Annotated in this window: 23 protein-coding genes; 8 read left to right on the top strand and 15 right to left on the bottom strand. The window is 41.2% G+C overall.

Translation table 11 applies throughout. The features are described from left to right. Nucleotides 1–43: 43 nt before the first annotated feature. From WA1_RS44130 to WA1_RS44120, 3 genes are all read right to left on the bottom strand, one after another. Entirely contained in the window at nucleotides 44–979 is a 936-nt protein-coding gene (locus tag WA1_RS44130; protein ID WP_017744723.1) for a phosphoribulokinase, read from the bottom strand. A gap of 149 nt (nucleotides 980–1,128) precedes the next feature. Beyond that, nucleotides 1,129–2,427 carry an RNA-guided endonuclease InsQ/TnpB family protein gene (locus WA1_RS44125; protein ID WP_419183604.1) on the bottom strand — a complete coding sequence of 433 codons (1,299 nt, stop codon included), beginning with the start codon at nucleotides 2,425–2,427 and terminating at the stop codon, nucleotides 1,129–1,131. Continuing rightward, nucleotides 2,324–2,908 carry an IS607 family transposase gene (locus WA1_RS44120; protein ID WP_017744721.1) on the bottom strand — a complete coding sequence of 195 codons (585 nt, stop codon included), beginning with the start codon at nucleotides 2,906–2,908 and terminating at the stop codon, nucleotides 2,324–2,326. The genes WA1_RS44125 and WA1_RS44120 overlap by 104 nt, the downstream gene beginning before the upstream one ends. 667 nt (nucleotides 2,909–3,575) lie before the next feature. Between WA1_RS44120 and WA1_RS44115 the strand changes: the two genes are divergently transcribed. The 6 genes from WA1_RS44115 to WA1_RS44090 all read left to right on the top strand — a co-directional run bounded on the left by WA1_RS44115 (nucleotide 3,576) and on the right by WA1_RS44090 (nucleotide 11,831). Then, complete coding sequence (locus WA1_RS44115; RefSeq protein ID WP_017744720.1) at nucleotides 3,576–3,914, top strand: hypothetical protein; 339 nt, start codon at nucleotides 3,576–3,578, stop codon at nucleotides 3,912–3,914. An 894-nt stretch (nucleotides 3,915–4,808) separates the two neighbouring features. Then, on the top strand, nucleotides 4,809–5,582 hold the full coding sequence (locus WA1_RS44110) for an ion transporter (RefSeq protein WP_017744719.1): 774 nt from the start codon (nucleotides 4,809–4,811) through the stop codon (nucleotides 5,580–5,582). Between the two features lie 138 nt (nucleotides 5,583–5,720). Then, nucleotides 5,721–7,343 carry a DUF1565 domain-containing protein gene (locus tag WA1_RS44105; protein ID WP_017744718.1) on the top strand — a complete coding sequence of 541 codons (1,623 nt, stop codon included), beginning with the start codon at nucleotides 5,721–5,723 and terminating at the stop codon, nucleotides 7,341–7,343. A 352-nt stretch (nucleotides 7,344–7,695) separates the two neighbouring features. After that, complete coding sequence (locus WA1_RS44100) at nucleotides 7,696–9,969, top strand: hybrid sensor histidine kinase/response regulator (RefSeq protein ID WP_017744717.1); 2,274 nt, start codon at nucleotides 7,696–7,698, stop codon at nucleotides 9,967–9,969. A 397-nt stretch (nucleotides 9,970–10,366) separates the two neighbouring features. After that, on the top strand, nucleotides 10,367–10,741 hold the full coding sequence (locus WA1_RS44095) for a transposase (RefSeq protein WP_026134803.1): 375 nt from the start codon (nucleotides 10,367–10,369) through the stop codon (nucleotides 10,739–10,741). Between the two features lie 250 nt (nucleotides 10,742–10,991). Next, complete coding sequence (locus WA1_RS44090; RefSeq protein ID WP_017744715.1) at nucleotides 10,992–11,831, top strand: hypothetical protein; 840 nt, start codon at nucleotides 10,992–10,994, stop codon at nucleotides 11,829–11,831. Nucleotides 11,832–12,082: 251 nt separating this feature from the next. Here the strand turns inward: WA1_RS44090 and WA1_RS44085 are convergent, their stop codons facing one another. The 10 genes from WA1_RS44085 to WA1_RS44040 all read right to left on the bottom strand — a co-directional run bounded on the left by WA1_RS44085 (nucleotide 12,083) and on the right by WA1_RS44040 (nucleotide 19,411). Further along, nucleotides 12,083–12,331: a hypothetical protein gene (locus WA1_RS44085; protein WP_017744714.1), complete on the bottom strand. Its 249-nt coding sequence runs from the start codon at nucleotides 12,329–12,331 to the stop codon at nucleotides 12,083–12,085. A 509-nt stretch (nucleotides 12,332–12,840) separates the two neighbouring features. Further along, complete coding sequence (locus tag WA1_RS44080; RefSeq protein ID WP_017744713.1) at nucleotides 12,841–13,602, bottom strand: phycobilisome rod-core linker polypeptide; 762 nt, start codon at nucleotides 13,600–13,602, stop codon at nucleotides 12,841–12,843. Nucleotides 13,603–13,766: 164 nt separating this feature from the next. Next, nucleotides 13,767–14,510, bottom strand: coding sequence for a phycobilisome rod-core linker polypeptide (locus tag WA1_RS44075; protein ID WP_026134802.1), 744 nt, complete (start codon nucleotides 14,508–14,510; stop codon nucleotides 13,767–13,769). 89 nt (nucleotides 14,511–14,599) lie between these two features. Further along, nucleotides 14,600–15,436, bottom strand: a complete 837-nt coding sequence (locus WA1_RS44070) for a phycobilisome rod-core linker polypeptide (protein WP_026134801.1) — start codon at nucleotides 15,434–15,436, stop codon at nucleotides 14,600–14,602. A 44-nt stretch (nucleotides 15,437–15,480) separates the two neighbouring features. Beyond that, nucleotides 15,481–16,101 carry a HEAT repeat domain-containing protein gene (locus WA1_RS44065; RefSeq protein WP_017744710.1) on the bottom strand — a complete coding sequence of 207 codons (621 nt, stop codon included), beginning with the start codon at nucleotides 16,099–16,101 and terminating at the stop codon, nucleotides 15,481–15,483. Nucleotides 16,102–16,107: 6 nt separating this feature from the next. Next, nucleotides 16,108–16,938, bottom strand: coding sequence for a HEAT repeat domain-containing protein (locus tag WA1_RS44060; protein ID WP_017744709.1), 831 nt, complete (start codon nucleotides 16,936–16,938; stop codon nucleotides 16,108–16,110). Nucleotides 16,939–16,947: 9 nt separating this feature from the next. Then, nucleotides 16,948–17,193 carry a phycobilisome linker polypeptide gene (locus tag WA1_RS44055; RefSeq protein ID WP_017744708.1) on the bottom strand — a complete coding sequence of 82 codons (246 nt, stop codon included), beginning with the start codon at nucleotides 17,191–17,193 and terminating at the stop codon, nucleotides 16,948–16,950. 116 nt (nucleotides 17,194–17,309) lie between these two features. Continuing rightward, entirely contained in the window at nucleotides 17,310–18,170 is an 861-nt protein-coding gene (locus tag WA1_RS44050) for a phycobilisome linker polypeptide (RefSeq protein WP_017744707.1), read from the bottom strand. A gap of 157 nt (nucleotides 18,171–18,327) precedes the next feature. Next, a complete protein-coding gene (gene cpcA, locus WA1_RS44045; RefSeq protein ID WP_017744706.1) occupies nucleotides 18,328–18,816 on the bottom strand; it encodes a phycocyanin subunit alpha in 489 nt (162 codons plus the stop codon). A 76-nt stretch (nucleotides 18,817–18,892) separates the two neighbouring features. Then, nucleotides 18,893–19,411 (bottom strand): phycocyanin subunit beta, encoded by a 519-nt coding sequence (locus WA1_RS44040; protein ID WP_017744705.1) that lies wholly within the window; start codon nucleotides 19,409–19,411, stop codon nucleotides 18,893–18,895. A gap of 526 nt (nucleotides 19,412–19,937) precedes the next feature. On the opposite strand from WA1_RS44040, the gene WA1_RS57760 reads away from it, so the two are divergent. Together WA1_RS57760 and WA1_RS44035 are read left to right on the top strand one after the other, a co-directional pair. Continuing rightward, complete coding sequence (locus tag WA1_RS57760; RefSeq protein ID WP_158516775.1) at nucleotides 19,938–20,108, top strand: hypothetical protein; 171 nt, start codon at nucleotides 19,938–19,940, stop codon at nucleotides 20,106–20,108. 133 nt (nucleotides 20,109–20,241) lie between these two features. After that, complete coding sequence (locus WA1_RS44035; protein WP_066613377.1) at nucleotides 20,242–21,294, top strand: IS701 family transposase; 1,053 nt, start codon at nucleotides 20,242–20,244, stop codon at nucleotides 21,292–21,294. Nucleotides 21,295–21,417: 123 nt separating this feature from the next. Here the strand turns inward: WA1_RS44035 and WA1_RS44030 are convergent, their stop codons facing one another. Together WA1_RS44030 and WA1_RS44025 are read right to left on the bottom strand one after the other, a co-directional pair. Further along, nucleotides 21,418–21,930 carry a HEAT repeat domain-containing protein gene (locus WA1_RS44030; RefSeq protein WP_017744704.1) on the bottom strand — a complete coding sequence of 171 codons (513 nt, stop codon included), beginning with the start codon at nucleotides 21,928–21,930 and terminating at the stop codon, nucleotides 21,418–21,420. Between the two features lie 80 nt (nucleotides 21,931–22,010). Then, on the bottom strand, nucleotides 22,011–22,787 hold the full coding sequence (locus WA1_RS44025) for a HEAT repeat domain-containing protein (protein WP_017744703.1): 777 nt from the start codon (nucleotides 22,785–22,787) through the stop codon (nucleotides 22,011–22,013). Nucleotides 22,788–22,792 lie beyond the last annotated feature (5 nt).

The raw sequence follows: 22,792 nt of genomic DNA, 5'->3' as shown, positions 1-22,792 counted from the left end.
GCCTCGATATTACTGGTCACTGGTCACCGGTCACTGGTCACTGTTATGAGTAAATTTGCGTAGCTTTCAGCATATGATAGGTAATCAATAATTGCGTGATAGCGAGCGGGTAACTTTGAATGGTTTCTCCTGTCGTACTTGCGACTTTGCCCAATTCCGGGTTACCTTCGCGATCGCATATGTTCTTTAGGTGCGGCATATCAGAACAAAGAATCTGTTCGAGCTTATTCACCTGCTCTAGAGTGGCATGACCATCAACTTCCAAAACATCCACAGGTTTGCCCATATCCCTATCCAATCCCAAGCGGATTGCAGATTCCATGCCATTACCGTAATTGATAATTTGGGTAAAATCCGGGTGTGGAATGGTAGGACGGAGTACCAGACGAACATTTAAATGCCCATTAGCTTGCTCCAAATCATCATTCGGTGGATAGAAACTCACTACGATATCAGACCATTGCCGCTGCGGACGAATAAACTCTTCTGAATCTGGTTCGCGTTTTTTGAGTTCTTCCAGAACTTGTTCTTCCGTATAACCTCGCTTCTGAGTATCTCGCTTCACTTTCCATGTAGCACGCAGAGATTCGGGAGGTGCAAGGTAAACTTTTACATCATAACTTTCACGAGCAATACGAGTGGAATAACCTAACAATCCTTCAATGATGACAAACTTGTTTGGCTTAATATATACAGGGGGTTCAAAAGTTCCCGTTGTGTGACTGTAAACAGGCTTGAGAATTGGCAGCCCAATCCGTAGTTGTGACAAGTGCTGCTGCATAATATCCAGATAATTGCAGTCACGATGTATTGCAGTAATACCAATTTCAGCACGCTGTTTGCGATCGTATTTATGATAATCATCCGTACAGATAACCGTGACATTCTCTGGGCCAAGAACTTGAGCAATCCCCTTAGTCAATGTTGTCTTACCAGCGGCACTGTCGCCAACAATACCAAGTATTATAGGACGGCTCATAATTTTCCTCTCACATCTACAGTAAAGCGTATTTTTAAATTGTATGTTACTTTACCAATTTTTGAGAAATAATGAAATCAATAGAGCAACTCAATTAAATGTCAGATACTTGTCATCAGAAACACGGATATCATTTAACCCGGTAGAATCTAGTAACTAGTACTAAATTCTACTGCGTATTGGGGTATATCCTCCCCAGCTTCAACCGTAGCTGAAGCATTTACCAAATCATTAATAGACTTGATAAAAATATTAATTGCACCGTTCCAGTCTCTTGAAATTTCATGATTACAATTAGGACACTTGAATTTTTTGTTTCCGCCTAATTTTTCATGAACGTGTCCGCACTTTGAACAAGTCTTGCTTGTGTATTCTTCTGTAACATCATGCACAACGCAATTCCTTTTTAAGGCATGAAACTTGAGAGTCTGCTTAAACCTATAGTGCGACCACGTCAGCATATTTCTAGCTGTTTTAGAGGTTAGCTTACGTTTCTTTTTAACAACCATTTGAGATGTTTCAAAGGTTGGCAAGAAAATGTGTTTGTAGTTTTTGGTTAAGAAGACTGAAGCTTTGTTATGAATCTCGTTAGTAAGGTTTCTAATCCTAGTTCTTAACACCTCTGACTGTCTTCTTAGTTTCCACCTCAACCTTTTGTTAGCCCTACCTTTGGCTTTTGCGATTTGAGATTGTAGTCTGTCTAATCTTTGACACAGCACGGCTATTCTAGAAATAGAACCATTACCTATCTCTAATAAATGATCCCCGTCAAACCCTGTCAAAAAAGTCCTGACCCCTGGATCTAAACTAATGCAGTTACTTAAGCTATTGGGTTGAATTTCTAGTGGGATTGCAAAACAGATAAACCACTTACCTTTATCAAGCAAGATAGTAAATTCCGAGGGCATTTCCTCACATAAAGGCTCTGATGGATTTATCTGCAAGCTTTTAATAGCAATGCTTTCACCATTTACAACCGCTTTGCTACTTGCATAATGAGTAAACCCTGCAATTTGCTTATCTTTGCCTTTGCCAGAATAAAATGCACCCCAATATTTAGCACTGATTCGTAAACTTTTTACAGGCTCTCTACACGATCTAAATCTAGGATTCGTTTTGTCCTTAGTTTTAGAGAAAGCTATTTTAGCATCAAAAACCGATTCTTCTCTTGGAGAATATGGGCATTCTGACACCCAATCAGGGCAAGATTTTAAAATGATTTCTCGTAGGTGAAATTTACTAGGTTGTTTTTCTCCTTTTACAAAACAATCTCTTTGGTAAGCAATTGCTGCATTGTAACACCATCGACAAGCCGAAAGCCATTTCCTGTAAACACTTCTCAGGTTAGCTTCCGGGTAAATCCGGATCTTCTTTGATTTTTTGCTTGTACTTTCTGAGTCCGTAAAGTTTGGAACTGAAGACGTGGATAATTGCCAAGATGTCCTCAACGAACTCTCGTTCAGGAGACAAATCAATGCGGTTGAGAACCACGAGTTTTGTATTGTTGTAGGTGCAGATGTAGTCAATGACCTCAATTCCGAATCTTGCCAATCTGTCTTTATAGCTGCATACAACTTGTTCGACATCTCCAGACAAAATCTGTCCCAAAAGGGCTTGTAAACCAATTCGAGTGTAGTTGAGTCCTGACCCGATTTCTTTGATGACCTCGCCTTTTGGGAAGAGGGATTGGAGATAATCTGCAAGTCTTTTGAGGTCATCTCGTTGCTTATGAGAACTGACTCTGCAATAAAGAACTGTCTTTCGTTGTTTGGTTGATTGAGGAGAGAGGATAGAGTCAATGTCGTATCTTCTATGTCCCGCAGGAGTTCTAATAGTGGTAATTCTTCCGGCTTTGTCCCAGTCTCTAAGCGTTTTTTCTGAGACTTGGAGGATCTGCATCGCTTCTCGCGGTGTGACATATCTGGTCATGAAACGTGTAATTAATTGTTATTTCATAATACCATACGTTTTAAGCTATTTCCGGAAATATCTACAAATTAGCACTTAAATTGTCTGCTAGTAATTGCGGTTCCTGGAAGAAAGCATATTTCTATTTCTTAGGTTTTTGTATGTTGATTTACAGAGTAATTTAGATCGAGCATACCGATTAACCAACTATTTTTTGTCACGGAACGTTAACAAAAATATCTAAAAATCAAATTTTTTGTATTTAATAACTTTTCGTCACATAACTTAATAAAAAGAGTCAAAACGAAGCGCCCAGGGCAGGAGGATGTAGAAAAAATGAAGTAGAAGACTCTTAACAAATTAGGACTTACTCACTGTACAAATTGGCCATCATATGAATCAACGAATAATGGTCGTTTCAGGCTGTAGGGGCGCAAGGCCTTGCGCCCCTACGGTATATGATGTTGGTTCTAATTCGTAAAAAAATCAAACGCTGAGGTGCTAAAAGTGCTTGACTCATATCTGACGATTTCTGTCAATGCGTAAGTCCTACAAATAACCAATGATTAAGGACAAATGACTTACCTAGCAAGATTTGCGAGCATTTTGTTAATGTCCCATTGTCTTAACTTTGTCCCGAGAGAGCTTTATACTGTCCTAATTCCCCCAAATTCCTTAAACGTGTCATATGACTGAACAAGAATTGTTGGAAGCCATGAAACTCACGATTATTGCTAGAGACTGGCAAGGTTATCTAAGTTTTCGTCGTCAGCTGATCGCGCTCGACCCAAAATTTCAAAGCAAAATGCGGGCATTCTACGAAGAACTATCGGATGCCGATTTAATCGCCTATGCAGATTACTTCGGTTTCGACCAAAAACTCCCAAACCATATAAAGGAATACTTAAAAATCAAGGAAAAGGCCAAACAAGAAGAAAGGGAAAGGCTTGCACAAGAAAGAACCTCAGCCTGGGAAACGACGATCCAAAGCTCGAAACCTATACTACGTAAGCCTTCTAAAGATTAAAGCGTACAATCCTTCACGCATAACGAGTTTCAGTCCTAGCAAAGACAGGATTGAAACCTACATAATAATTAAATATAAACTCCACTTTTTAGCAAAAAGGTTGTTCTTTAACTATACCATTTTTAAAAAAGAATGTGACACATAGATAGCTACATAGGTATAACCTAAGGGGCGCATCCCAAATGTGTAAAACCCTGCGCTCGTCTGGCTTTGTTTGTATAGCTGCGATTACGAACATCGCCTAAGATTTTTTTACACAATTGGGTTGTTCCCCAACCTAAGTTTATTCATTCGTTTCTGCAACGAGTTATTAGATAGACAAGCTCCAAATCAAGGAATTTAATATTTACACTATTTTGAAAAAAGAATGCGATCAATAGATTTTGTAGAGATTAGCCATGCTTAGTCTTGATTTTTTCATATAACAATCCTAAATCATTTGTAAAAGGCGAGCAACCCGGTATCTTAAAGATACCGGGTTTCTGAGATATCGCAATTTTTACAAATCAAATAAGATGGCTATAATAAAACCTGTGTTTACTGCTGAATAAGGCTTTTAGTTTATTTTAGTACATTCGATCTAAAAATTTTGGTTTAGACTATAAAGTAGAAAGCCATAAACTTTAAAAATGTATAATATATAGCGGTTTTATTTGAATTATGAAAATTTTAATGAATTTTAGTCGATCGTCGGTACAGTATTCAAAAAGGAGGCAAAAAAACCGATTTCTCTCTGTGGTCAAGCTTGATATCTCGTATGCTCAACGATGAAGTTACCGAGTTTTTATGATTTCTATACCGACTCTGAGAGCACTGAGGGTAGAAAAAGAGGATTTCAAAAATCAAACTAGATTACTATATCGAATTATTTCTTAAGCGTAACTAGTGTCAATTATGTTATTGAGTAGAGAAAAAACAGCATTTTACTTGAAAGATTTGGAAACGCCAGTAGGCAAAGCTATTAATCTTTCTATTGCTGGATTAGTTTTACTGTCGTCCGGAATTTTTGTAGCGGAAACATATAATATTCCTGAGGTTATTCGATTAAACCTAGATGCAATAGATACTGTAATATTGTTAGTTTTTGCAATAGAATATGTACTCCGTCTTTGGAGTGCAGAAAATAAGGTTCAGTATATTTTTAGTCCATACGCAGTTATTGACTTAATGGCAATCTTGCCTTTTCTTATAGGAACGGTGGATATTAGCTTTATCAGGCTTCTAAGGTGGTTTCGGATTTTAAGATTAATTAGGTTTATAGATAATAAGTTTTTATTTAGTATTGATACTGAAGATGGTGTTATTTTTACACGTATATTATTTACTTTATTTGCCATTATCTTTGTATATTCTGGTTTAATTTATCAAGTAGAACATCCTGTAAATTCAAAAGTTTTTGTGACTTTTTTGGATGCTTTTTATTTCTCTGTTGTCACAATGACAACTGTTGGTTTTGGTGATGTGACTCCTGTTTCTGAATTAGGGCGTCTGCTGACTGTATTGATGATTTTGACTGGTGTTGCACTCATTCCTTGGCAAGTGGGCGATCTAATTAAGCGATTGTTCAAAACAGCCAATCAAGTAGAAACAACTTGTTCTGGTTGTGGTCTTCTTTTTCACGATGTAGATGCTAAATTTTGTAAGAGTTGTGGAACTAAGTTGCGTTAAAGGTTAGTTGTTAGTGGTTAGTAGTTAGTAGGTTAAGGAATATTCCCTACTCCCCACTCCCCACTCCCTACTCCCCATGTTTCTTCAGAGCACGTCTTTGCGGTAGTATTGCCGCAGTGCTTCCTAGAGTGTGTAAACATGGCTGAGACTCTGTACGTGAATCCAACAGCAGGCAGTGACAGTGCGGCTGGTAGCCAACAAGCACCGTTAAAAACAATTACCCAAGCTCTCAAGCGAGTTTCATCGGGTAGTCAGATTCAATTGGCAGAAGGTTATTACAATGCTGCTAGCGGTGAAATCTTTCCTATCAATGTTTCCATTGCTGTCACAATCGTAGGAAATGAAAGTAATAAAGGCAGCAATGTGCTGATTGAAGGGAGTGGTGAATATCGCAGCCCTACCTTAGCAAAACAAAATGTCACCTTTATCTTGTCCTCCAATGGTGCAGAACTTAGAGGAATAACCGTAACAAATCAGGCTAACCGTGGAGTTGCTGTTTGGATTGAATCAATTGCTTCTACCATTTCTAATTGTACTTTCATCAATTGTAACCGTGACGGTGTTTTTGCCTCTGGCAATGCTCATGTCACCATTACTGATAGTTTATTTGCAGAGAATGCTACCAATTGCATTTCCATTGTTCGCGACACTCAAGGAGAAATCCGGGGTAATCTCTGCTACAGATCTGGTTTTGGTATGGTGATTAGCGATCGCGCTTCTCCCATTCTTACGGAGAATAATATTTACGAAAATCGCTCTGGAATTGTGGTCTCTGGTGATGCTCGTCCAGTGTTGCGAAATAATATCAGTGAAAGAAATACTGAAGATGGTCTGACCCTAACTTCTAACGCCTTACCAGATTTAGGCAATACCAATGATTATGGAGGTAACATCTTGCGCCTCAATGGTAAGTTCGATTTGCAAAATTCCAGTTCTCACAGACAATTAGCTGTCGGCAATCAAGTAGACCCTGGTAAGATCAAGGGATACGTAGAATTAGTATACAATCAAGCTCCTGCACTGACTTCTAAACCGATACCCGTTTTTACTCAGATACCAAAACTTACACCTGCACCTACTCAAGCACCTCTACTCTTACCTGCGTTGCCACAAACTTCAATACCTACGCTTATTTCTACACCTGTTCCCACATCTGTAAGTAATTTGACATTTTTTACACTTACCCCTCAAGGATTAATTGATATTAAGAATCATTGGGCAGAGGAGTTTATTCAGAAATTATTCAAGTTGGAAATAGTCGCTGGTTTTCGCGATCGCACTTTCAAACCAGATGCGACAATTACGCGATCGCAGTATGCAGCAATAGTTGTCAAAGCATTTAATCCACAGGGCAAACGACAGGCGATGGACTTTAAAGATGTACCGGGGAGTTTTTGGGCTTATAGGGCAATACAGCAGGCATATGAAGGGCAGTTTCTCTCAGCTTTTCCCGACAATGCTTTCCGTCCCAATCTAAATATGAAACGATTGCAAATTATTGTCTCTCTCGTAAATGGATTAGAATTAAGAACTGATAATTTTACTGCTAACAATGTTTATACTGACTGGGAAAAAGTACCAGAGTCGAAAAAGCGAGAGATAGTTATTGCTACACAAAAGAGGATGGTTGTTAATTTTCCCAATCCAAAACATCTCAATCCCGAACGAGATGCTACCCGTGCAGAAGTTGCAGTCATGGTTTATCAAGCTTTAGTGGATGCCGAGCGAGAAGAGGCTATTGACTCTCCTTATATAATATAGGGGTTATGCAACTTATAAAAACGTCTTGTCCTAAACGGCGCACATCCTCTAACTTTTTATTAATTTCTATTTTTTATCTTAAGGATGTAAAAAATAATATTTGTATCCAGGAGATAAGACACCTTTTTATCTTTCTTCCACGGCTGCATCAAAAATTGCAATTTGCTCTGGAGTGAAATCGTTTAAAGTACCAGAAACAGCCTCCAATCTTAAAATGAGATTTTTTCATAAATCATTTAGAATTGCTATATCTAATGATGTGTTGGCAAGAACCTGCGAAGGCAGTATTTCCTGTAGGTAGAATAGGGGTAGATTTGTGAGATGACGGGGACTGTTAAGTAAGGAAATCTATATGCCCTCTCGGTTGCTACCATATGGAGTTGCGATTCTGGCAGCGACAGTCGCCCTTCTGTTAACACAACTGCTTCTGCCGCTCCTAAATCCACTAATATTTCCGCTATTTTTTGCGGCTGTTGCAGCTAGTGCCTGGTATGGGGGTATGAAACCGGGATTGCTCGCGATCGCGCTGTCTGTTGGTTATAGTCTTTACTTCTTCATTGAGCCGATCCACTCATTTGCTATCACTGGTGTCAATCGCTTGGTGCAATTGTTCGCATTCTCATTGGTGTCATTTTTTATCGCCTTACTCTGCACGCAATTGCGGATTGCTAACCAAAAAACCAAGGCAAACTTGCGGGCGCTGCGGGAAGCCAATTTGCGGATTACACGTACTTTGGAAAGTACGCGTGATGCCTTTTTAGCACTTGACCGGGACTGGCGGATCGTTTACCAAAATGCGGAAGCCGAGCGAATTAGCGGCAAACCTCGCACAGAAGTTATTGGTAAGAATCACTGGGAGGAGTGGCTTGCATCAGTAGGGACGAATGTAGAACACCAGTATCGGTGGGCAATGGCAGAACAGATACCCGTCCACTTTGAGCATCACTTCTACCAACCAGACACATATAATATGTGGCTTGAGATTGACGCCTATCCTCATGAAGATGGTCTTGACATTTTCTTCCGGGATATCACTCGTCGCAAACAAGCAGAAGAAGGGTTACGGCAAAGTGAAGAACGCTATCGGTATTTAGCAGAATCGATTCCGCAACTGGTATGGACTGCCAACACCGATGGAATACTCATTGATGTCAATCAACGATGGTCAGATTTCACTGGTTTAACCCTAGCCCAAGCTCAAACCTTTGGCTGGCAAGCAATCGTACATCCTGATGATGTCCCAACTCTCAGCCAACATTGGGCCGCAGCGCAACACGCTGGTGCAAACTATCGTGCTGAAGGTCGGATGCGACGAGCAGATGGAGCTTATCGCTGGTATTTGCATCAAGCTGTACCACTAAAAAATGAACAAGGGCAGGTTATTAAATGGTTTGGCACGGCAACAGATATTGAAAATCAAAAACAACTCGATAAACAGCGCCAGTGGCTGCTCGAGCAAGAGCAAGCCGCCCGTGCGGAAGCTGAAACTGCTAACCGGATCAAAGATGAGTTTTTAGCGGTGTTGTCTCACGAGTTGCGATCGCCACTCAATCCTATCTTAGGTTGGTCTCAGTTACTGCTTAGGAGTAAGTTAGATGCAACAAAAACAACTCAGGCTTTACAAACAATTGAGCGCAACGCCAAACTCCAAGCACAACTGATTGAAGATTTGTTAGATGTCTCTCGCATTCTACGTGGCAAACTTAGCCTTGCAATGGCTCCTGTGAATTTGGCAATGACGATTGAAGCAGCTATTGAAACAGTAAGGTTGGCGGCTCAAGCCAAGTCAATTCACATTGATACAGTGTTTGACTCAAATATCGGGCGGGTTTTGGGAGATTCAGGTCGATTACAGCAAGTAATTTGGAATTTGCTGACCAACGCCGTTAAGTTCACTTCACCGGGCGGACGGGTAGAAATTCGGTTAGAGTTCATTAACTGGCAAGCTCAAATTACAGTCAGCGACACGGGCAAAGGCATCCACCCTGACTTTTTGCCGTATGTGTTCGATTACTTCCGTCAGGCAGATGCGGCGACAACTAGGAAATTTGGCGGATTGGGGTTAGGGTTGGCGATTGTCCGTCACTTGGTGGAACTGCATGGTGGTACTGTTCGAGCCGAAAGTCCTGGGGAAGAACTTGGCGCTACTTTTACTGTTTCTTTACCGCTTTTAAATGAAGACAAAAGCCTAAAAGATGAAGATAATTCCTCTTTCCCCATAAATGATGCATTACCCCTAAGTGGCATACAGATGCTTGTGGTTGATGATGAAGCCGACTCAAGAGAATTAATTGCTTTTATCTTAGAACAACGTGGTGCGATCGTTACAGAAGTTGCTTCTGCACTTGAAGCACTCCAAGTCATAGCAAAGACTCAACCCGATGTGTTAGTCAGTGATATTGGGATGCCTGATATGGACGGCTATATGCTAATGGGACAAATCCGAGCAATGCAAAGGGAGCAAAACAGCCAGATAACAGCGATCGCTCTTACTGCTTATGCTGGGGAAATAAATCAGCAACAAGCACTTGCTGTAGGGTTTCAAGACCATATTGCTAAGCCAGTAGATCCGGAGCGGTTAGTTCAAGCGATCGTCAATCTTTTGGATTTGACATCATCCCATTGAAAAAGTTAGAAGTATGTGACATCAAATTGGGTAGGTTGGGTTTCACTTCATTCAACCCAACAAATCCGTTTACAGGTCTCGAACTATCACCCCTCCCTCTGTAGGAGCAACAATGGGGATAACACAATCAATTCCGCAACACACACCTGAACGCTGAAAGGAATACTCTTCTAATGGGACTTAAACAAAAATTAAGCCCAAATGTAGCCTGAACTAGCTTTAGGGGTTGTCTCTTTTATAGGATGTTACTTTGATGTGAAAGCTATGCTAGTAAAGCATTATACCCTATTTCTGTTTTCTTTTTTGTTTAAGTCCCGCTAAGGGTTCGCCCTCTTTATTTGTCTTTATACACTGAGTGATTTATGACACAGTTAAGCTCAGAACTTTGAGCTTAGCTATGACATATACTCCTGAAGAATATATTTCCCTACTTGAGCAAATTCGTTGGAATGGAAAGCCTAAATGTCCTTATTGTGATTCCATGAGTTTTCGTAAATTAAAGAATGAACACAGGTATCAATGTAACGAATGTTTTACATCCTATAGTGTCACTGTAGGTACATTTTTGCACCAAACTCGTGTAGACTTACATAAGTGGTTTGTTGCAATTCGTTTAATGCTGAATTCTCCAGGGGGTATCAGTGTGCGTCAGCTTGCTAAGGAAATAGGAGTTAATAAGAATACCGCTTGTTACATGATGGAGCGGGTTAGGAAAGCTATGAGGGAAGAAGAGGAACTCTTACGCAATCTTTTAGAGGTTACTAAGCCTTAAACTTTTGCTGAGTTTTCTTCACAAATAAGATTATTCTTGCAAAGTGAAGTTTTTTGTTAAAAATTATCTTACTCTTAGTGCAGTTATATATCAGTTTTTAATACACACTTCACTTTGTTATTTATTGTAAATAAACTTTTGGTTTCACTATTGCAAGTAAATTTTCAATTAGACAGGCTTTTTAAAACCTTTATTGACACAATGTGTTTGTAAATTTTACTGATCTATAATCTTTTCAAGAGGTGGATAAATGTCTCGACCAAAAATTGTGGCATGGATTGTAGGTATTTATAGTAGCTTCGTTTTTTTACTTGGTTTGAACTTTAACGATATAGTTAATTTCTTGACACCAAATGTCCTGTCTAACCAATCATCAAATACATCTAAACAAGTACAAATACCACCTGTAGTAACTGCTATTTTACTAAGTTTGATAGGAATAGCTGGTACTTCAATTCTTGAGAATTGGCTAAAACTAGATATAGAAGAAGAAGTAAAAAAACAAGTTGCAGAAAACAGAAAAAATTTTCAAAATGAGCATCTACTGAACGAATTAAAAAAATACAAAACTGCTTTAATAAAAGTAGAAGAACAATTAAAAAACGCAACTATCCCAAGTGATATATCTAAAGAATGCTTAGAAGTTCTTCAACAAGTACCGAGTCCAGAGGAGTTGATTAGTAATTATAATCTAGCTCAACAGATAAAGGAATGGCTAGATGACAAAAAGAATCGAATTACAGTAAGGAATCATGTTTTTAATCAACTTATCAAACAGAGAAGTATTTCAATTGATAAGAAGTACTATAATAATTTTCGTGAAAATATACTGGAGTGTTTAAATTGGCTATGTGATAGTTTAGAAAATGCGACACCTATTAATTGGCATGATGAATACCAGAGAAGATTAACTTCGGCAATCACAGCAGGTATGTCTGATATTCAACCATATAAAGAAGTAATAAACTTAATTAACTCAAGATTAGCAGATGAGTTTATCACTGAAAAACAAAGTCAAATTTTAGAATATTATCTTAACGAATTAAGTAAAAAATATGAAGAGTGGTATGCGAACTTAAGAGGTCAATAATTTTGCTTTAATTCAATAACGGATAATATGTTTTTTTGAAAAAACAAATGAACAGAGAGCCTACCCTGTAAAGGATCAGTTTTCAGTGTACAGAGCAAGAATCGAGTATGTTTCCTATATTATTTATAATAAGCATTTTGTTTTTTATTATGATTTCTAGTATGATGATGCTTAGTAAGCTTATATCTCTACTATTGTACTCATGTAATTTTTAAATCATAGCCATAACCCAATTCAGTTTGCTAGTGTTATCAACGGTTTATTATCGAGTTCCACCAGTTCTTATCTCTTCCGCTTCTTTTCCCTTTAGGATTGAATTTTTGTATTTTATTATCTACATCGTGTTTGAGTTTGTCAACGTTATCTTTGATAGTTTTTAGATCTTGATTAGTTTTTATATGTGGCTCTAACTTATCACAGATACCCTGTAGTTGTTGAGAAAGCTGTGACAAGAATTGACGAAGATCTAACTCTACATCTTTAGGTGAGTTATTTGACATACTTATTGTGTGTGGTAGAACATGAATGTCAAGCCCTCATATAATATATGATTGTTTCAAAAAATTCTCGACCATTATCTAGGACAACTAGAGCGCCGGTTCACTAATATATGTTGACAAAAACGAAATTATGTGTATAACATAAAAATGCTTATTTTAAACTAAATATTTGCGTTCGGTTTTAGCGATCGCATTAAAACATAACGCCAAAATCGCCGATTTTAATAACCTTCATATTTTGCGTTTTACGTCAAGCACTTCTACTGGACCGGCGCTCTAGTAGGCATTGATCTGAAATTCTTGTAAAATCGTGCATGACAATCTGAAAACCTTATTAATTCTATTGTTCAGCCATTTTTGGCTCTATCTTGTCAAAAAGACTGATAAAAAATCACTGGGTCTAGTTTCCGCTTTATGCGACACCCAGTTAACATGCGGAGGTTAACCAGCTGATACATAAACGCAGCTACCAGACCCAGTATCAAATTTAAGTTATTCAGAGAAAAATCTTAGCGTCTGCCACGGTTAGGCACTAGGCTGAGATAATCAAGGTCAAAAGCAGAAATACGTTGAGCGTAGTTACCTTTGGCACTGATAGACTCTGCCAAATCGCGGTACTTGCGTGGATCGCCTTCTGGGAGTCGCCGTTCTTGGGACTTGCGGCTGTAGAATTTGTCCAGAGTAAAGCGCCAATCGGTGGTCACGGTACCAGCGACTTCTTGGAAGTCTTCACCGTAGCGAGGAGTTACCAAGTTGAAGGGGCGTCCTTCCATGCGCTTGCGCTGGTAAGGAACGGTATTGTCACCAAAGTTGTCGGTGTACTCTTGACTATCTACAAGAGCATCAACAAAACCTTTAAAGCCCAAGGTAGCAATTTTAATTGACCAAGCAATTTCCTCATCTTTATTGTAAGGCTCACGACCTAACAAGCGCTTGAGGCAAATTTCTACCAAACGGTAATTATTATTGACAGAGACTACCAAACGGTAAAAAGCTTCAGATTGAGCTAAACCGCGAATGAAGTCACGTACAGTAATTGAGCCGTTTTTCAGTTGGGATTCTATATTTTTTTGGCGATTAAAGCTAAGAATCTCATGCTCGCTAAAAACTTGGTGATATCCTGCCCAAATGATGCTTTGAATGTCAGTGTAACTGCTAACATCTTCTAAACGATAGATATATGGTGTATCTTCGTTTTGATCGGCTTTACCAAAGCTCTTAACGCGTTGATTTTGGCTGCTTGGTTTGTATTGAAGTAATGGCAATGCCATGCTCTGTTTTTCCTCTTAAACTAACTATGCTAAAAAAAGAACTGGCTTATAGAAGAGGCTGAATATCCTCATTCTTTATTGTCCCGTATTCAGTGACTAGTGACCAGTAACCAGTAACCAGTAAACAGTGACCAGTGACCAGTAACCAGTAACCACTAACTCATTTACCGAATTGGGAAACTTGCAGTGGAGCTAATGGAAACAGGAATTCCCTCTGGTTTTGTTTGCCTGGTGGTATCGGGAATTTTGATGTTTGCTGTGTTCACTGGTGTGGGTTTAACTTGAGTGACTTTGATGGAACTTGCCATTTCTAGGAAGTTCTTGATATCTCCCCACTTGTAGCGTTCATCTTCCTGCTTGTCTCGCCAGTAATTACCGTAGCGAGGTGTGACTAAATTAAAGGGTCTGTCTTTAAAGCGACGGCGTTGGTAGGGAACAGTATTTTCACCAAAGTTGGTTGTATACTCTTCGCTGTCTAACAAAGCATCAACAAAGCCATCAAAGCCGAAAGTAGCAATTTTAATTGACCAAGCAATTTCTTCGTCTTTGTTGTAGGGCGAACGTCCTAACAGCCGTTTCAAAGTCACTTCTACAACACGGTAATTAGAATTTGTCTCAACCACTAGACGGCGGTAAGCTTCTGACTTCGCTAAACCTCGAATAAAGTCCCGTACACTGATGGAGCGGTTCTTCAGTTGAGATTCTAAATTGCCCTGGCGGTAGAAATTCAAAATTTCGTGTTCGCTGACAATTTGTCGATAAGCAGCCCAAATCAGTTCTTGAATTTCACCATCTGAAGGAGCATCTTCCAATCGGTAAATTCTGGGAGTATCTTCGTTGGGCACTTCATAACCAGCGACTCGCTGGTTTTGCGAACTGGGTTTATATTGCAGTAAAGGGATTGTCATAACGTTAATTGGTGAATTGAGCATTGGACATTGGGTATTGGGCATTGGGGATAGTTTTTCCCTATTCCCTATTCCCCATTCCCTATTCCCTAGACTGTTTGATTTCCAGGAATGTAACTGTAGGGTAGGTTCACTTTCGTGGGTTTTACAGTTGGTTGGGCTGCTGTTTGGCTATATGCTTCAGGCAGATCTACGTTGGAGATGTAGTTTCTGGCTCTGTCTTGCGATCGCTGGTAGTTTAAACCACCAGGTGCAATACTTGCAGCCATTGTTAAGAAGTTAGAAGGAATAGCTCCACGAACGCCTCTTTGTACTGATTGTCCTGTAACAGCTGCTTGGTAGTAAACCGTAGCCCCTAAGGATATTGACAACTCCCGGTTGCGCCAGTAGTCGGCGTAGCGAGGATTCACTAAGTTGAAGGGTCTGTCTTTAAAGCGACGGCGTTGGTAAGGAACTATATCATTGTCGAAGTTTTGGCGGTATTCGTCACCGTCTACTAGGGCATCAATAAAGCCATTTAAACCTTTTGTAGCAATGACAATAGACCACGCAATTTGCTCGTCTTTGCCATAGGTGGCGCGTCCTAAAAAGCGCTTGAAACTGATGTCAACTAGGCGGTAGTTGGAGTTGGTGTCTCCTACAAGTGACCGATAAACTTCAGACTTACCCAATCCCCGGATAAAATCTCGGACAGTAATTGCCCCATTTCGCAATTGCGATTCTAAGAAGGGCAGGCGGTAGCTGTCTAAAATGAGGTGTTCGCTGAAAATTTGTCGGTATCCTGCCCAGATGATGGCATCAATATCAGTGTTTGAGATAGCGTCTGTCGATCGGTAAATTTGTGGAGTGTCTTCGTTAGGTACTTCATAGCCATCAACGCGCTGGTTTTGCGTGATTGGTGTGGATTCAAGTAATGGTATTGACATCTTGACTTTTACCTTGTTTTGTGGTAAACGAGATTGGTCACTGGTCACTGGTCACTGGTCACTGACTGTGCTAAGAGCACGCGAGCACGGATTGCTTTTTCGGCATCGCTGGCTAGCATTTCCTTGAATCTGGTCTTGATAGAACTTTGGAGATTGGGTATTTTTGCTAGTGATTGCAAGCCAACAATTGCGGCATAGCGAATTGACCAGTCCGAGTCTTGCGTTAGGGCAAGCAGGGCATCCATGGCTTTGATTTGTGCAGTTACGCGAAGTGTTGCAGGCAACTTGTGCCATTGCAAGAAGCCCAAGCCCTTAGCGGCTGCACGGCGAACAGTGGGTGCAAAGTCCGTAGCAGATGCTGTTAATAACACTTCTAAGGCGCGGGGGTCTCCTATCGCAGCTAAAGTGCGAATTGAGTAGGCCCGTGCGCCATAGTTATAATCATCTATGTTTTCCAGCAACTGTGGCACTGCAACCTCTCCTAATTCTGTCAGTCCGGCAACTGCCGCTACTGCTGCTCCTGGGTTGTTGTATCCAAAGGAGGCAATTAGGGTAGGAATTGCTGCCGTATCTTTTGCTGCTGCCAATTTTTGCACTGCCGTCACCATTCGCGCAGGGGAGTCTGCTTCGGCAACGGCGCGAATTAATTGTTGGGTGTCAGTCATTGGTCACTACAACAATGAATCCATCAAGTTTAGGATTCGAATAGCATCATCAGTTAGAGACAATGCTTCTGACTCCTCATTGAGTTGACTTTCCAATAAGCCTTTGAGGGCAATTAGTTTGAAGCTATTCTCTACTGTGGCATTGGCAATTGCATCTGCGGCTGCCACATACCCTATTGCTCCTAAATCTCCTAGGGCTACACGGCGCAATTGTAGGTTACTGTTGTCCAGCACTTTCACCAAACGTTCCCCATATTGAGGATCTTGTGCGAGCTGGTACATTGCCCTGTTTGCAGCACATTGCACTCTTGGGACGGGATGCTCAATAAAGGGTTGAATTAAGGGCAGAGCCTCAGTAGCACCAATTGCTCCTAAGGCTTCAAGCACCGCTTCATATGGCTGGGTTAGGTGAGGGCGTCCCGGTACCTGGATGGCAGCTGCAACACCCCCTGCTAACAATTGCATAAGTGGAGTGGCGGCGCTTGGGTCGCGTAGCATTTCCAGAGACTGGGCTGCTGCTTCCCTTACGTAAAAATCGGTGCATTCCAAACACTTGATGAGTGCTGGTACTGCTCTCATGTTGCCTATTTTCCCCAGTGCTCTTGCTGCATTGCGTCGCAGAGGGTAGCCTCCAAGTTCTGTTCTATCAGCTTCATCCTCTAACGCTGCAATCAGAGCATCTACAGCTTCTGTTGACCTAACTCGAAATCTACCCAGCCACCAAGCTGCGTAGTAGCGGAGACTTAAATCTGACGAGCGCAGGTTTGCAGTTGCTTGCTCTGGTGTTAGCGGCTGCGTGCTTTCTACTAAATACTCTTCTGCACTGGGTTCTATCATTGATAGACTTTAGTTGGCTTCTGCGGCAGTTAAAGGCTCAATTTTTACAATCCTACCACCCATGCGGGTAATGCGCTGCATTTCTTCGTTCATACGGCTGTAGGGGACTGTGACATATACGCTAGCACTGTTGCGGATGTCGTAATTGTTCTTGTCGTTCTCTGAGTTTTGACGCAAACCTACGACTTCGTAACGGAAAATCCGGCTACCTGCACTAGAAATACCACCGGCTCCAACTGTGGTTTGTCCAAACATCCTTATTTCTCCTCTAGTGTTACTTGTTAACTAGTCAGGGGTGGGGAGTAGGAAGTAGAGGGTAGGGGGTGGTAAAGATATTCCCCATTCCCCATTCCCCATTCCCCATTCCCCCCTTACGCTGGGTTGATGCTAACGATTTTGCCGCCTTGGCGCTGAAGTTGTTGTAACTTCTCAGAAAGTCTTTCGTATGGCACAAATATGGCGGTGCTGCTGCGGCGTACCTTAGGGTAGCCAGGACTCAACAGTCCTGCTACTTCAATTCGGTATACGCGATCGCCTTGACCTACAGCGTTCCCCAAATTTTTCCGGGGCGCGACATCACTGGATGCACGGTAGTTCCAGTTTTCGTTGCTACCAGAAGGACCCACGATGGAGGATGCACTGTTTGTTGCCAAGTCGCGAGCCAGACGAGAGGTTGTTCCTTCTACTTGAGCGCGATCGCTATTGGCATAACCACGATATAACCGGAACATCCGGTTAAATCCGACTGTTTTTTGTCCTGGTTGAGTTGCAAAACCGCGATAGTATGGTACTATATTGTCGCCGAAGTTAGTTTGATACTCTACAGAATCAATATAGGAATCTATTTCGGCATCATACCCTTGGTTTTGATACAAGTCTAAGTGGTAAACCACTTCCGACTCATCGTAGGGAGCACGACCCAACAGATGTTTGTAGTTGAGTTCGATTAATCGAGTTTGGAAACTGTTGTAGAAAAATTTCTTCTTGTAAAGTTCTGACTTGGCAACGCTACGCACAAACTCCCGGACTGTTAGATTCCCATCTCGCAGGAGTGATTCGGCGCTCTTGAGACGTTCTGATGCCATCAAATAATCATTACCCAAAACCTGCCGATACACGGCACGAATCACCGCTTCGACATTGTCTTTGCTGGCGTTGGGGCGGAGTTCAATTCGAGGTGAATCGTTAAAAGCTTCAGTCCCCAGCCTGGATGCTGCTGCTGTAATCGCCATTTTTCTTTCCCCCTAATTTCTTTAGCACTTCAACTAACTACAGAGTGCTTTGATAAGTATTTTTTATCTTTCCCTAGGTAAAACAATGCCCGGAGCGTGATTCAACTGCTAGGTGAACTCATCCAGCACTTGCATCCCTCTCCGGGCAATACGCGATCTAGCTTAGAGCGTTGATGGCGTAATCAATGTAGGTGTTAGCTTCGTTAGCAGCTTGACCGGAGAGACCGTGGTTGGATTTGATGTACTTCAGAGCTTCTACGTACCAGCTACCAGATAATTCAAAGGAGCGGTTGATTTCATCTAAACCAGCAATCAAGTACTCATCCAATGGACCGGTACCACCAGCAACCAAGGAGTAGGTAACAATCCGCAGGTAGTGGCCAACGTCACGAGCACACTTGGACTTACCACGAGAATCAGCAGCGTACTGAGGTCCCTGATATTGGGTTGTGTAAGGGAACTTCTGATAAACTGCTTGAGTTGCACCGTCAATCAGACGCTGAGCGTTGGATGTCAAACCACGAGCCGCTTCCAAGCTTGCTGCTGCACGCTCGAAACGACCGTTAACAGCTTGTAGTTCTGTATTGCCTAAAAAACGTCCTTGGGTATCAGCAGCTGCAATTGCTTCGGTAATTGGGGTTTTCATGGTGTACAATCTCCTTGGTGTTACATTTCTTTATGCCGAGATACCTGTTGTTAGGTTCTGGGCTTTTCTTGTGCTATTAGGCAACGGCAGCAGCAGCGCGATCGAAGTAGCTAGCTACTTCAGAGATCAATGCACTGCAATCACCAGGGGTGATACCTGCGGGGTCGTTAGCAATTTTGGTTGCAGCGTCTTTCATTTTTTGAACGCCAGCTGCAACGGAAGAACCAGGGGTACCCAAAGCTTGGTAGGTTTCGCGCAAGCCGTTCAAGCAGCGGTCATCTAATACGCTAGCGTCACCGGCTAAAATTGCGTAGGTAACATAGCGCAAGATGATTTCCATGTCGCGCAAACAAGCAGCCATACGACGGTTGGTGTAAGCGTTACCACCAGGAGCAATCAACTGGGGCTGTTCTTCAAACAAGGCACGAGCAGCGTTGGTAACAATGGTGGAAGCATTGCTGGTGATGCGGTTTACAACATCCAATCGCTTGCTGCCATCTTTAACCAGGTTGTTCAGAGCATCTAGTTGCTCGGTGCTCAAAAATTCACCTCTGGAATCGGCTTGAGAAACCACCTTAGCAAATGCGTCTAACATGGACTTTTTTCTCCTAATCGCTTAGTTGAGTGCTGTCTTGATTAAAACTGAAATTGTTTTATGAATTTTGGATTGGTAAACAACAGATACCGAACTAAACTGTCTCTCACTTGTACGGCTCTCACTTCTAGCCTGCCGAAGCATGAACGAGAGATTATGAGAACCTGGGGTGATTTTATGAGAAACTTGGCAAACCTTGTGAACTGATTGCCTCATTTAACTTTCGTCTGTTCTTTAACCCCTCCAGATTATGTTTATACAATGCTATTGGGACATTATTCTGTTACAAATTATGAATAAATGAGATAGACCAATAAGAAAAGCCTCAAATCCTTTACATATAAGAGGCTCAGCCTGAGAAAAGAAGATTTTTTTGTTACAAACATTCATATTTATTTTTACCAAACCATGATTTCCAGTTATTAATATTTTTTTAATTATTGATGTAACCTAGCTAAAACAACATATAACAGTTTCTTACCGTGTCCGATCACCCAATAATAATGTAAATATTTCTTAACGAAGTATGTCTAAATATTTCTGTCCCTTGAGAAAATTTTCTCCTGAAGAGGGTGGTGAGGGCAAAAAGCATCGAAAAAAACAAATTCAAAATTTATCACTTGAGGGGGTTGATTTTTGTATTATTTTTTGGTATGTAATTTTACAAATAGCAAAACAACCAGGACTTACGCATTGACAAATGAGACAATAAATGCAGTAATAAAAAACCGAAAAACATCGGCGATGCCTACGGCGAGCTACGCCTACGCTAGTCCGTAGGAGACTGGAAAGATGGATAATTTATCTTGTCTCGATTGAGGGTATGGGCAATTAGAGTAACTACCAAGCCATCCACGGCCAAATGCGATTTAAACACTTACACTCTGTTTTTACTGGCGGAATCGAAATATCCAGGCTGCACACGTTTAGCAGAAATCATGGAAGATTTGTCTCATGATAGTGTCAACAGATTTTTGTTACGTGAGCAGTATGAACCATTAGATTTGTTTAATGAAGTTAAGCCGCATATCAATTTGGTAGGTGGCACATTAAGTGGAGACGATACGGTAATTGACAAGGCTCATAGTGAAAAATTAACAGAGTTAATTGGTTATTTTTATTCGGGACGGCATCATCGTACAGTCAAAGGAATTCAGCTAATTACCTTGTATTACACCGATGTGTCGGGTAAGTCTGTACCAGTAAATTATCGCATTTATAACAAACAAGATGGTAAAACAAAAAATGACTACTTACGAGAAATGATTACTGAGGTTTTGGAGTGGGGATTGGAGCCAAAGATAGTGACTACTGATGCTTGGTATTCCAGTCAGAAAAACTTGAAGTTCCTAAAAAACCAGGAATTAGGGTTTTTAACTGGGATAGCTAAAAATCGTTCCTGTTCAGTCGATGGTAAAAATTTTATCCAAGTCCAAAATCTAGAAATTCCCGAAACTGGTTTAATAGTGTATCTGAAAAAGTTTGGGCAAGTGAAAGTATTTCGGAGAGATTTCAAAAACGAAGCTCACAGATATTACATCATGTATGTACCTGACCTCGATGCACTTTTTTCAATATCTATGGCAGAGTTTAAAGAATTACATTCAATTCATTGGGGAATTGAATGCTACCATCGAGCTATTAAACAAGTGTGTGGAATTGAGCGATTTATGGTGAGGACATCTGCGGCAATTAGAACTCACTTTTTTAGTGCTATCCGCGCCTTTACCCAATTAGAATTAATGAGAATAGAAGAGTTAATTGAAAACTGGTACGAAGTCCAGAGAAATTTGTCTCTTCACGTAGCTCGTGACTTCATTCTAGAACACCTTAAACAACAGGTAGGCTTGAATGCACATAGTCAATTTTCTGTCAATGCGTAAGTCCTGACAACCTCCAAAACCATTTGGAGGGGAGTAGGGAATAGGGAGTGGGGAGTAGAGAAGAGGGATTTTCATGATTGGCGATGAAAAAATTTCACCGCTAAGCATGGAAATCTTCCTCCCCTACTCCCCACTCCCCTCTAAAGCTCTATCGACTCGCGATCGCACAACTTTATCGGTCTCTTGATTGAGAGCCATTCGTAAGGCATTGTATGCGTCTGGCGTGGCAATTTCTTGTAAAGAGACAGCTGCTGCATAACGCAATCCCCAATCTTCGGGAGCGAGCAAAGCCCAAGTCAATTTTTCCATAGCATACTGAGTCACAGCAGGGTTGTCAGTGGTAGAACATATCTGTCCCAACCCTCGTGCTGCAATACGACGGACATTGCCTTGGCAATGGTTAGCAACTGCTGTACCGACAACTTCCCCTAGCAACTCTGTGGCTCTGGGATCGCCAATTTGAGCCAAAGCTTGAATGATGTACGCTTGTAAACCTTGATCGGTAGAACTACGATAAGCAGAAATCAGTGGTTCTACGGTTGCAGGTGCAAGCTTGACTAAAGAATCAACAACCGTTACGCATTGAGCGGGTTGGTTGTGGTTTAAGGCTTGGATTAATGCAGAGATGTTTGTCATTTTAACAGTGACCAGTGACCAGTGACCAGTGACCAGTTAATCCCGAATCGCCAATGCCATTTTCTACTTGCTTGAAAAGTTTAAAGCTGAATTAATAAATCATCAATTGCTTTAAACAGTAAGTTGGATGTTTCGCGATCGCAAATTTCACTACTATCTAAAACCGATTCTAAAATTCGTTTCAAATTCAGCAGCTTGAGACTGTTTGGAATTCGAGCTGCCAAAATAGCTTCGATAGCTTGTCGATGACCAATCGCCCCTAAGTCAAATACAGCAGCCCAACGCAAATACATATTCTCGTGGTTGAGATTTTTCAGAATACGTTCAATGTACTGCGGTTGCTGAGTTAAAAGATATAGGTAGCGAGCTGCTGCACACTGCACTCGTTCAGAAGGATGATTGAAAAAAGACTCTATGTGGGGACGAACTGACCATACTTCTAAAGCAGCTAACGCTTCAATAAGAGCTTCATATGGTTCCTCTTTATTGGATTGCAGAAGATTCACTAAAGGCTGAACAGCCCTCTTATCTCCAATAACTCCCAGGGTTTGGATTACTGCTTCCCGCAGGCGCAGATCCTCCTCACACTCCAGTGCTGCTATTAACGCAGTGACAGCTTGTGGATTTTTGAGTTGACCTAGCGCCCTTGCTGCTTGACGGCGTAGAGGATAACCACCATGAGGGACTCGATAACTTTCATCAAATAGAGCTTCACATAGTGCTGCACAACCGGCTTGTGCTTGGTGTTTTCCCAGCCACCAAGCCGCATAATAGCGAATTTGGTTATCTTCACTTTTTAGTGCGGCGATCGCAGTTTCTTCTGAAATAATTGGTTCGGCTTGATGAGTAGTAGTCATAGTGA

The sequence above is a fragment of the Scytonema hofmannii PCC 7110 genome (genome assembly GCF_000346485.2).
GTDB lineage: Bacteria > Cyanobacteriota > Cyanobacteriia > Cyanobacteriales > Nostocaceae > Scytonema > Scytonema hofmannii.
The sequence above is the reverse complement of the archived record's forward strand: the minus strand, read 5'-3'. Positions and strand labels throughout refer to the sequence as shown.

Excerpts from the sequence above, each read along its gene's own strand:
- WA1_RS44025 (WP_017744703.1), bottom strand. The coding sequence starts at position 22,787 with ATGACTACTACTCATCAAGCCGAACCAATTATTTCAGAAGAAACTGCG.
- WA1_RS57760 (WP_158516775.1), top strand. The coding sequence starts at position 19,938 with ATGTCTAAATATTTCTGTCCCTTGAGAAAATTTTCTCCTGAAGAGGGT.
- WA1_RS44030 (WP_017744704.1), bottom strand. The coding sequence starts at position 21,930 with ATGACAAACATCTCTGCATTAATCCAAGCCTTAAACCACAACCAACCC.
- cpcA (WP_017744706.1), bottom strand. The coding sequence starts at position 18,816 with ATGAAAACCCCAATTACCGAAGCAATTGCAGCTGCTGATACCCAAGGA.
- WA1_RS44100 (WP_017744717.1), top strand. The coding sequence starts at position 7,696 with ATGCCCTCTCGGTTGCTACCATATGGAGTTGCGATTCTGGCAGCGACA.
- WA1_RS44115 (WP_017744720.1), top strand. The coding sequence starts at position 3,576 with ATGACTGAACAAGAATTGTTGGAAGCCATGAAACTCACGATTATTGCT.
- WA1_RS44120 (WP_017744721.1), bottom strand. The coding sequence starts at position 2,908 with ATGACCAGATATGTCACACCGCGAGAAGCGATGCAGATCCTCCAAGTC.
- WA1_RS44105 (WP_017744718.1), top strand. The coding sequence starts at position 5,721 with ATGGCTGAGACTCTGTACGTGAATCCAACAGCAGGCAGTGACAGTGCG.
- WA1_RS44085 (WP_017744714.1), bottom strand. The coding sequence starts at position 12,331 with ATGTCAAATAACTCACCTAAAGATGTAGAGTTAGATCTTCGTCAATTC.
- WA1_RS44090 (WP_017744715.1), top strand. The coding sequence starts at position 10,992 with ATGTCTCGACCAAAAATTGTGGCATGGATTGTAGGTATTTATAGTAGC.
- WA1_RS44070 (WP_026134801.1), bottom strand. The coding sequence starts at position 15,436 with ATGTCAATACCATTACTTGAATCCACACCAATCACGCAAAACCAGCGC.
- WA1_RS44065 (WP_017744710.1), bottom strand. The coding sequence starts at position 16,101 with ATGACTGACACCCAACAATTAATTCGCGCCGTTGCCGAAGCAGACTCC.
- WA1_RS44050 (WP_017744707.1), bottom strand. The coding sequence starts at position 18,170 with ATGGCGATTACAGCAGCAGCATCCAGGCTGGGGACTGAAGCTTTTAAC.
- WA1_RS44080 (WP_017744713.1), bottom strand. The coding sequence starts at position 13,602 with ATGGCATTGCCATTACTTCAATACAAACCAAGCAGCCAAAATCAACGC.
- WA1_RS44095 (WP_026134803.1), top strand. The coding sequence starts at position 10,367 with ATGACATATACTCCTGAAGAATATATTTCCCTACTTGAGCAAATTCGT.
- WA1_RS44055 (WP_017744708.1), bottom strand. The coding sequence starts at position 17,193 with ATGTTTGGACAAACCACAGTTGGAGCCGGTGGTATTTCTAGTGCAGGT.
- WA1_RS44110 (WP_017744719.1), top strand. The coding sequence starts at position 4,809 with ATGTTATTGAGTAGAGAAAAAACAGCATTTTACTTGAAAGATTTGGAA.
- WA1_RS44130 (WP_017744723.1), bottom strand. The coding sequence starts at position 979 with ATGAGCCGTCCTATAATACTTGGTATTGTTGGCGACAGTGCCGCTGGT.
- WA1_RS44060 (WP_017744709.1), bottom strand. The coding sequence starts at position 16,938 with ATGATAGAACCCAGTGCAGAAGAGTATTTAGTAGAAAGCACGCAGCCG.
- WA1_RS44075 (WP_026134802.1), bottom strand. The coding sequence starts at position 14,510 with ATGACAATCCCTTTACTGCAATATAAACCCAGTTCGCAAAACCAGCGA.
- WA1_RS44040 (WP_017744705.1), bottom strand. The coding sequence starts at position 19,411 with ATGTTAGACGCATTTGCTAAGGTGGTTTCTCAAGCCGATTCCAGAGGT.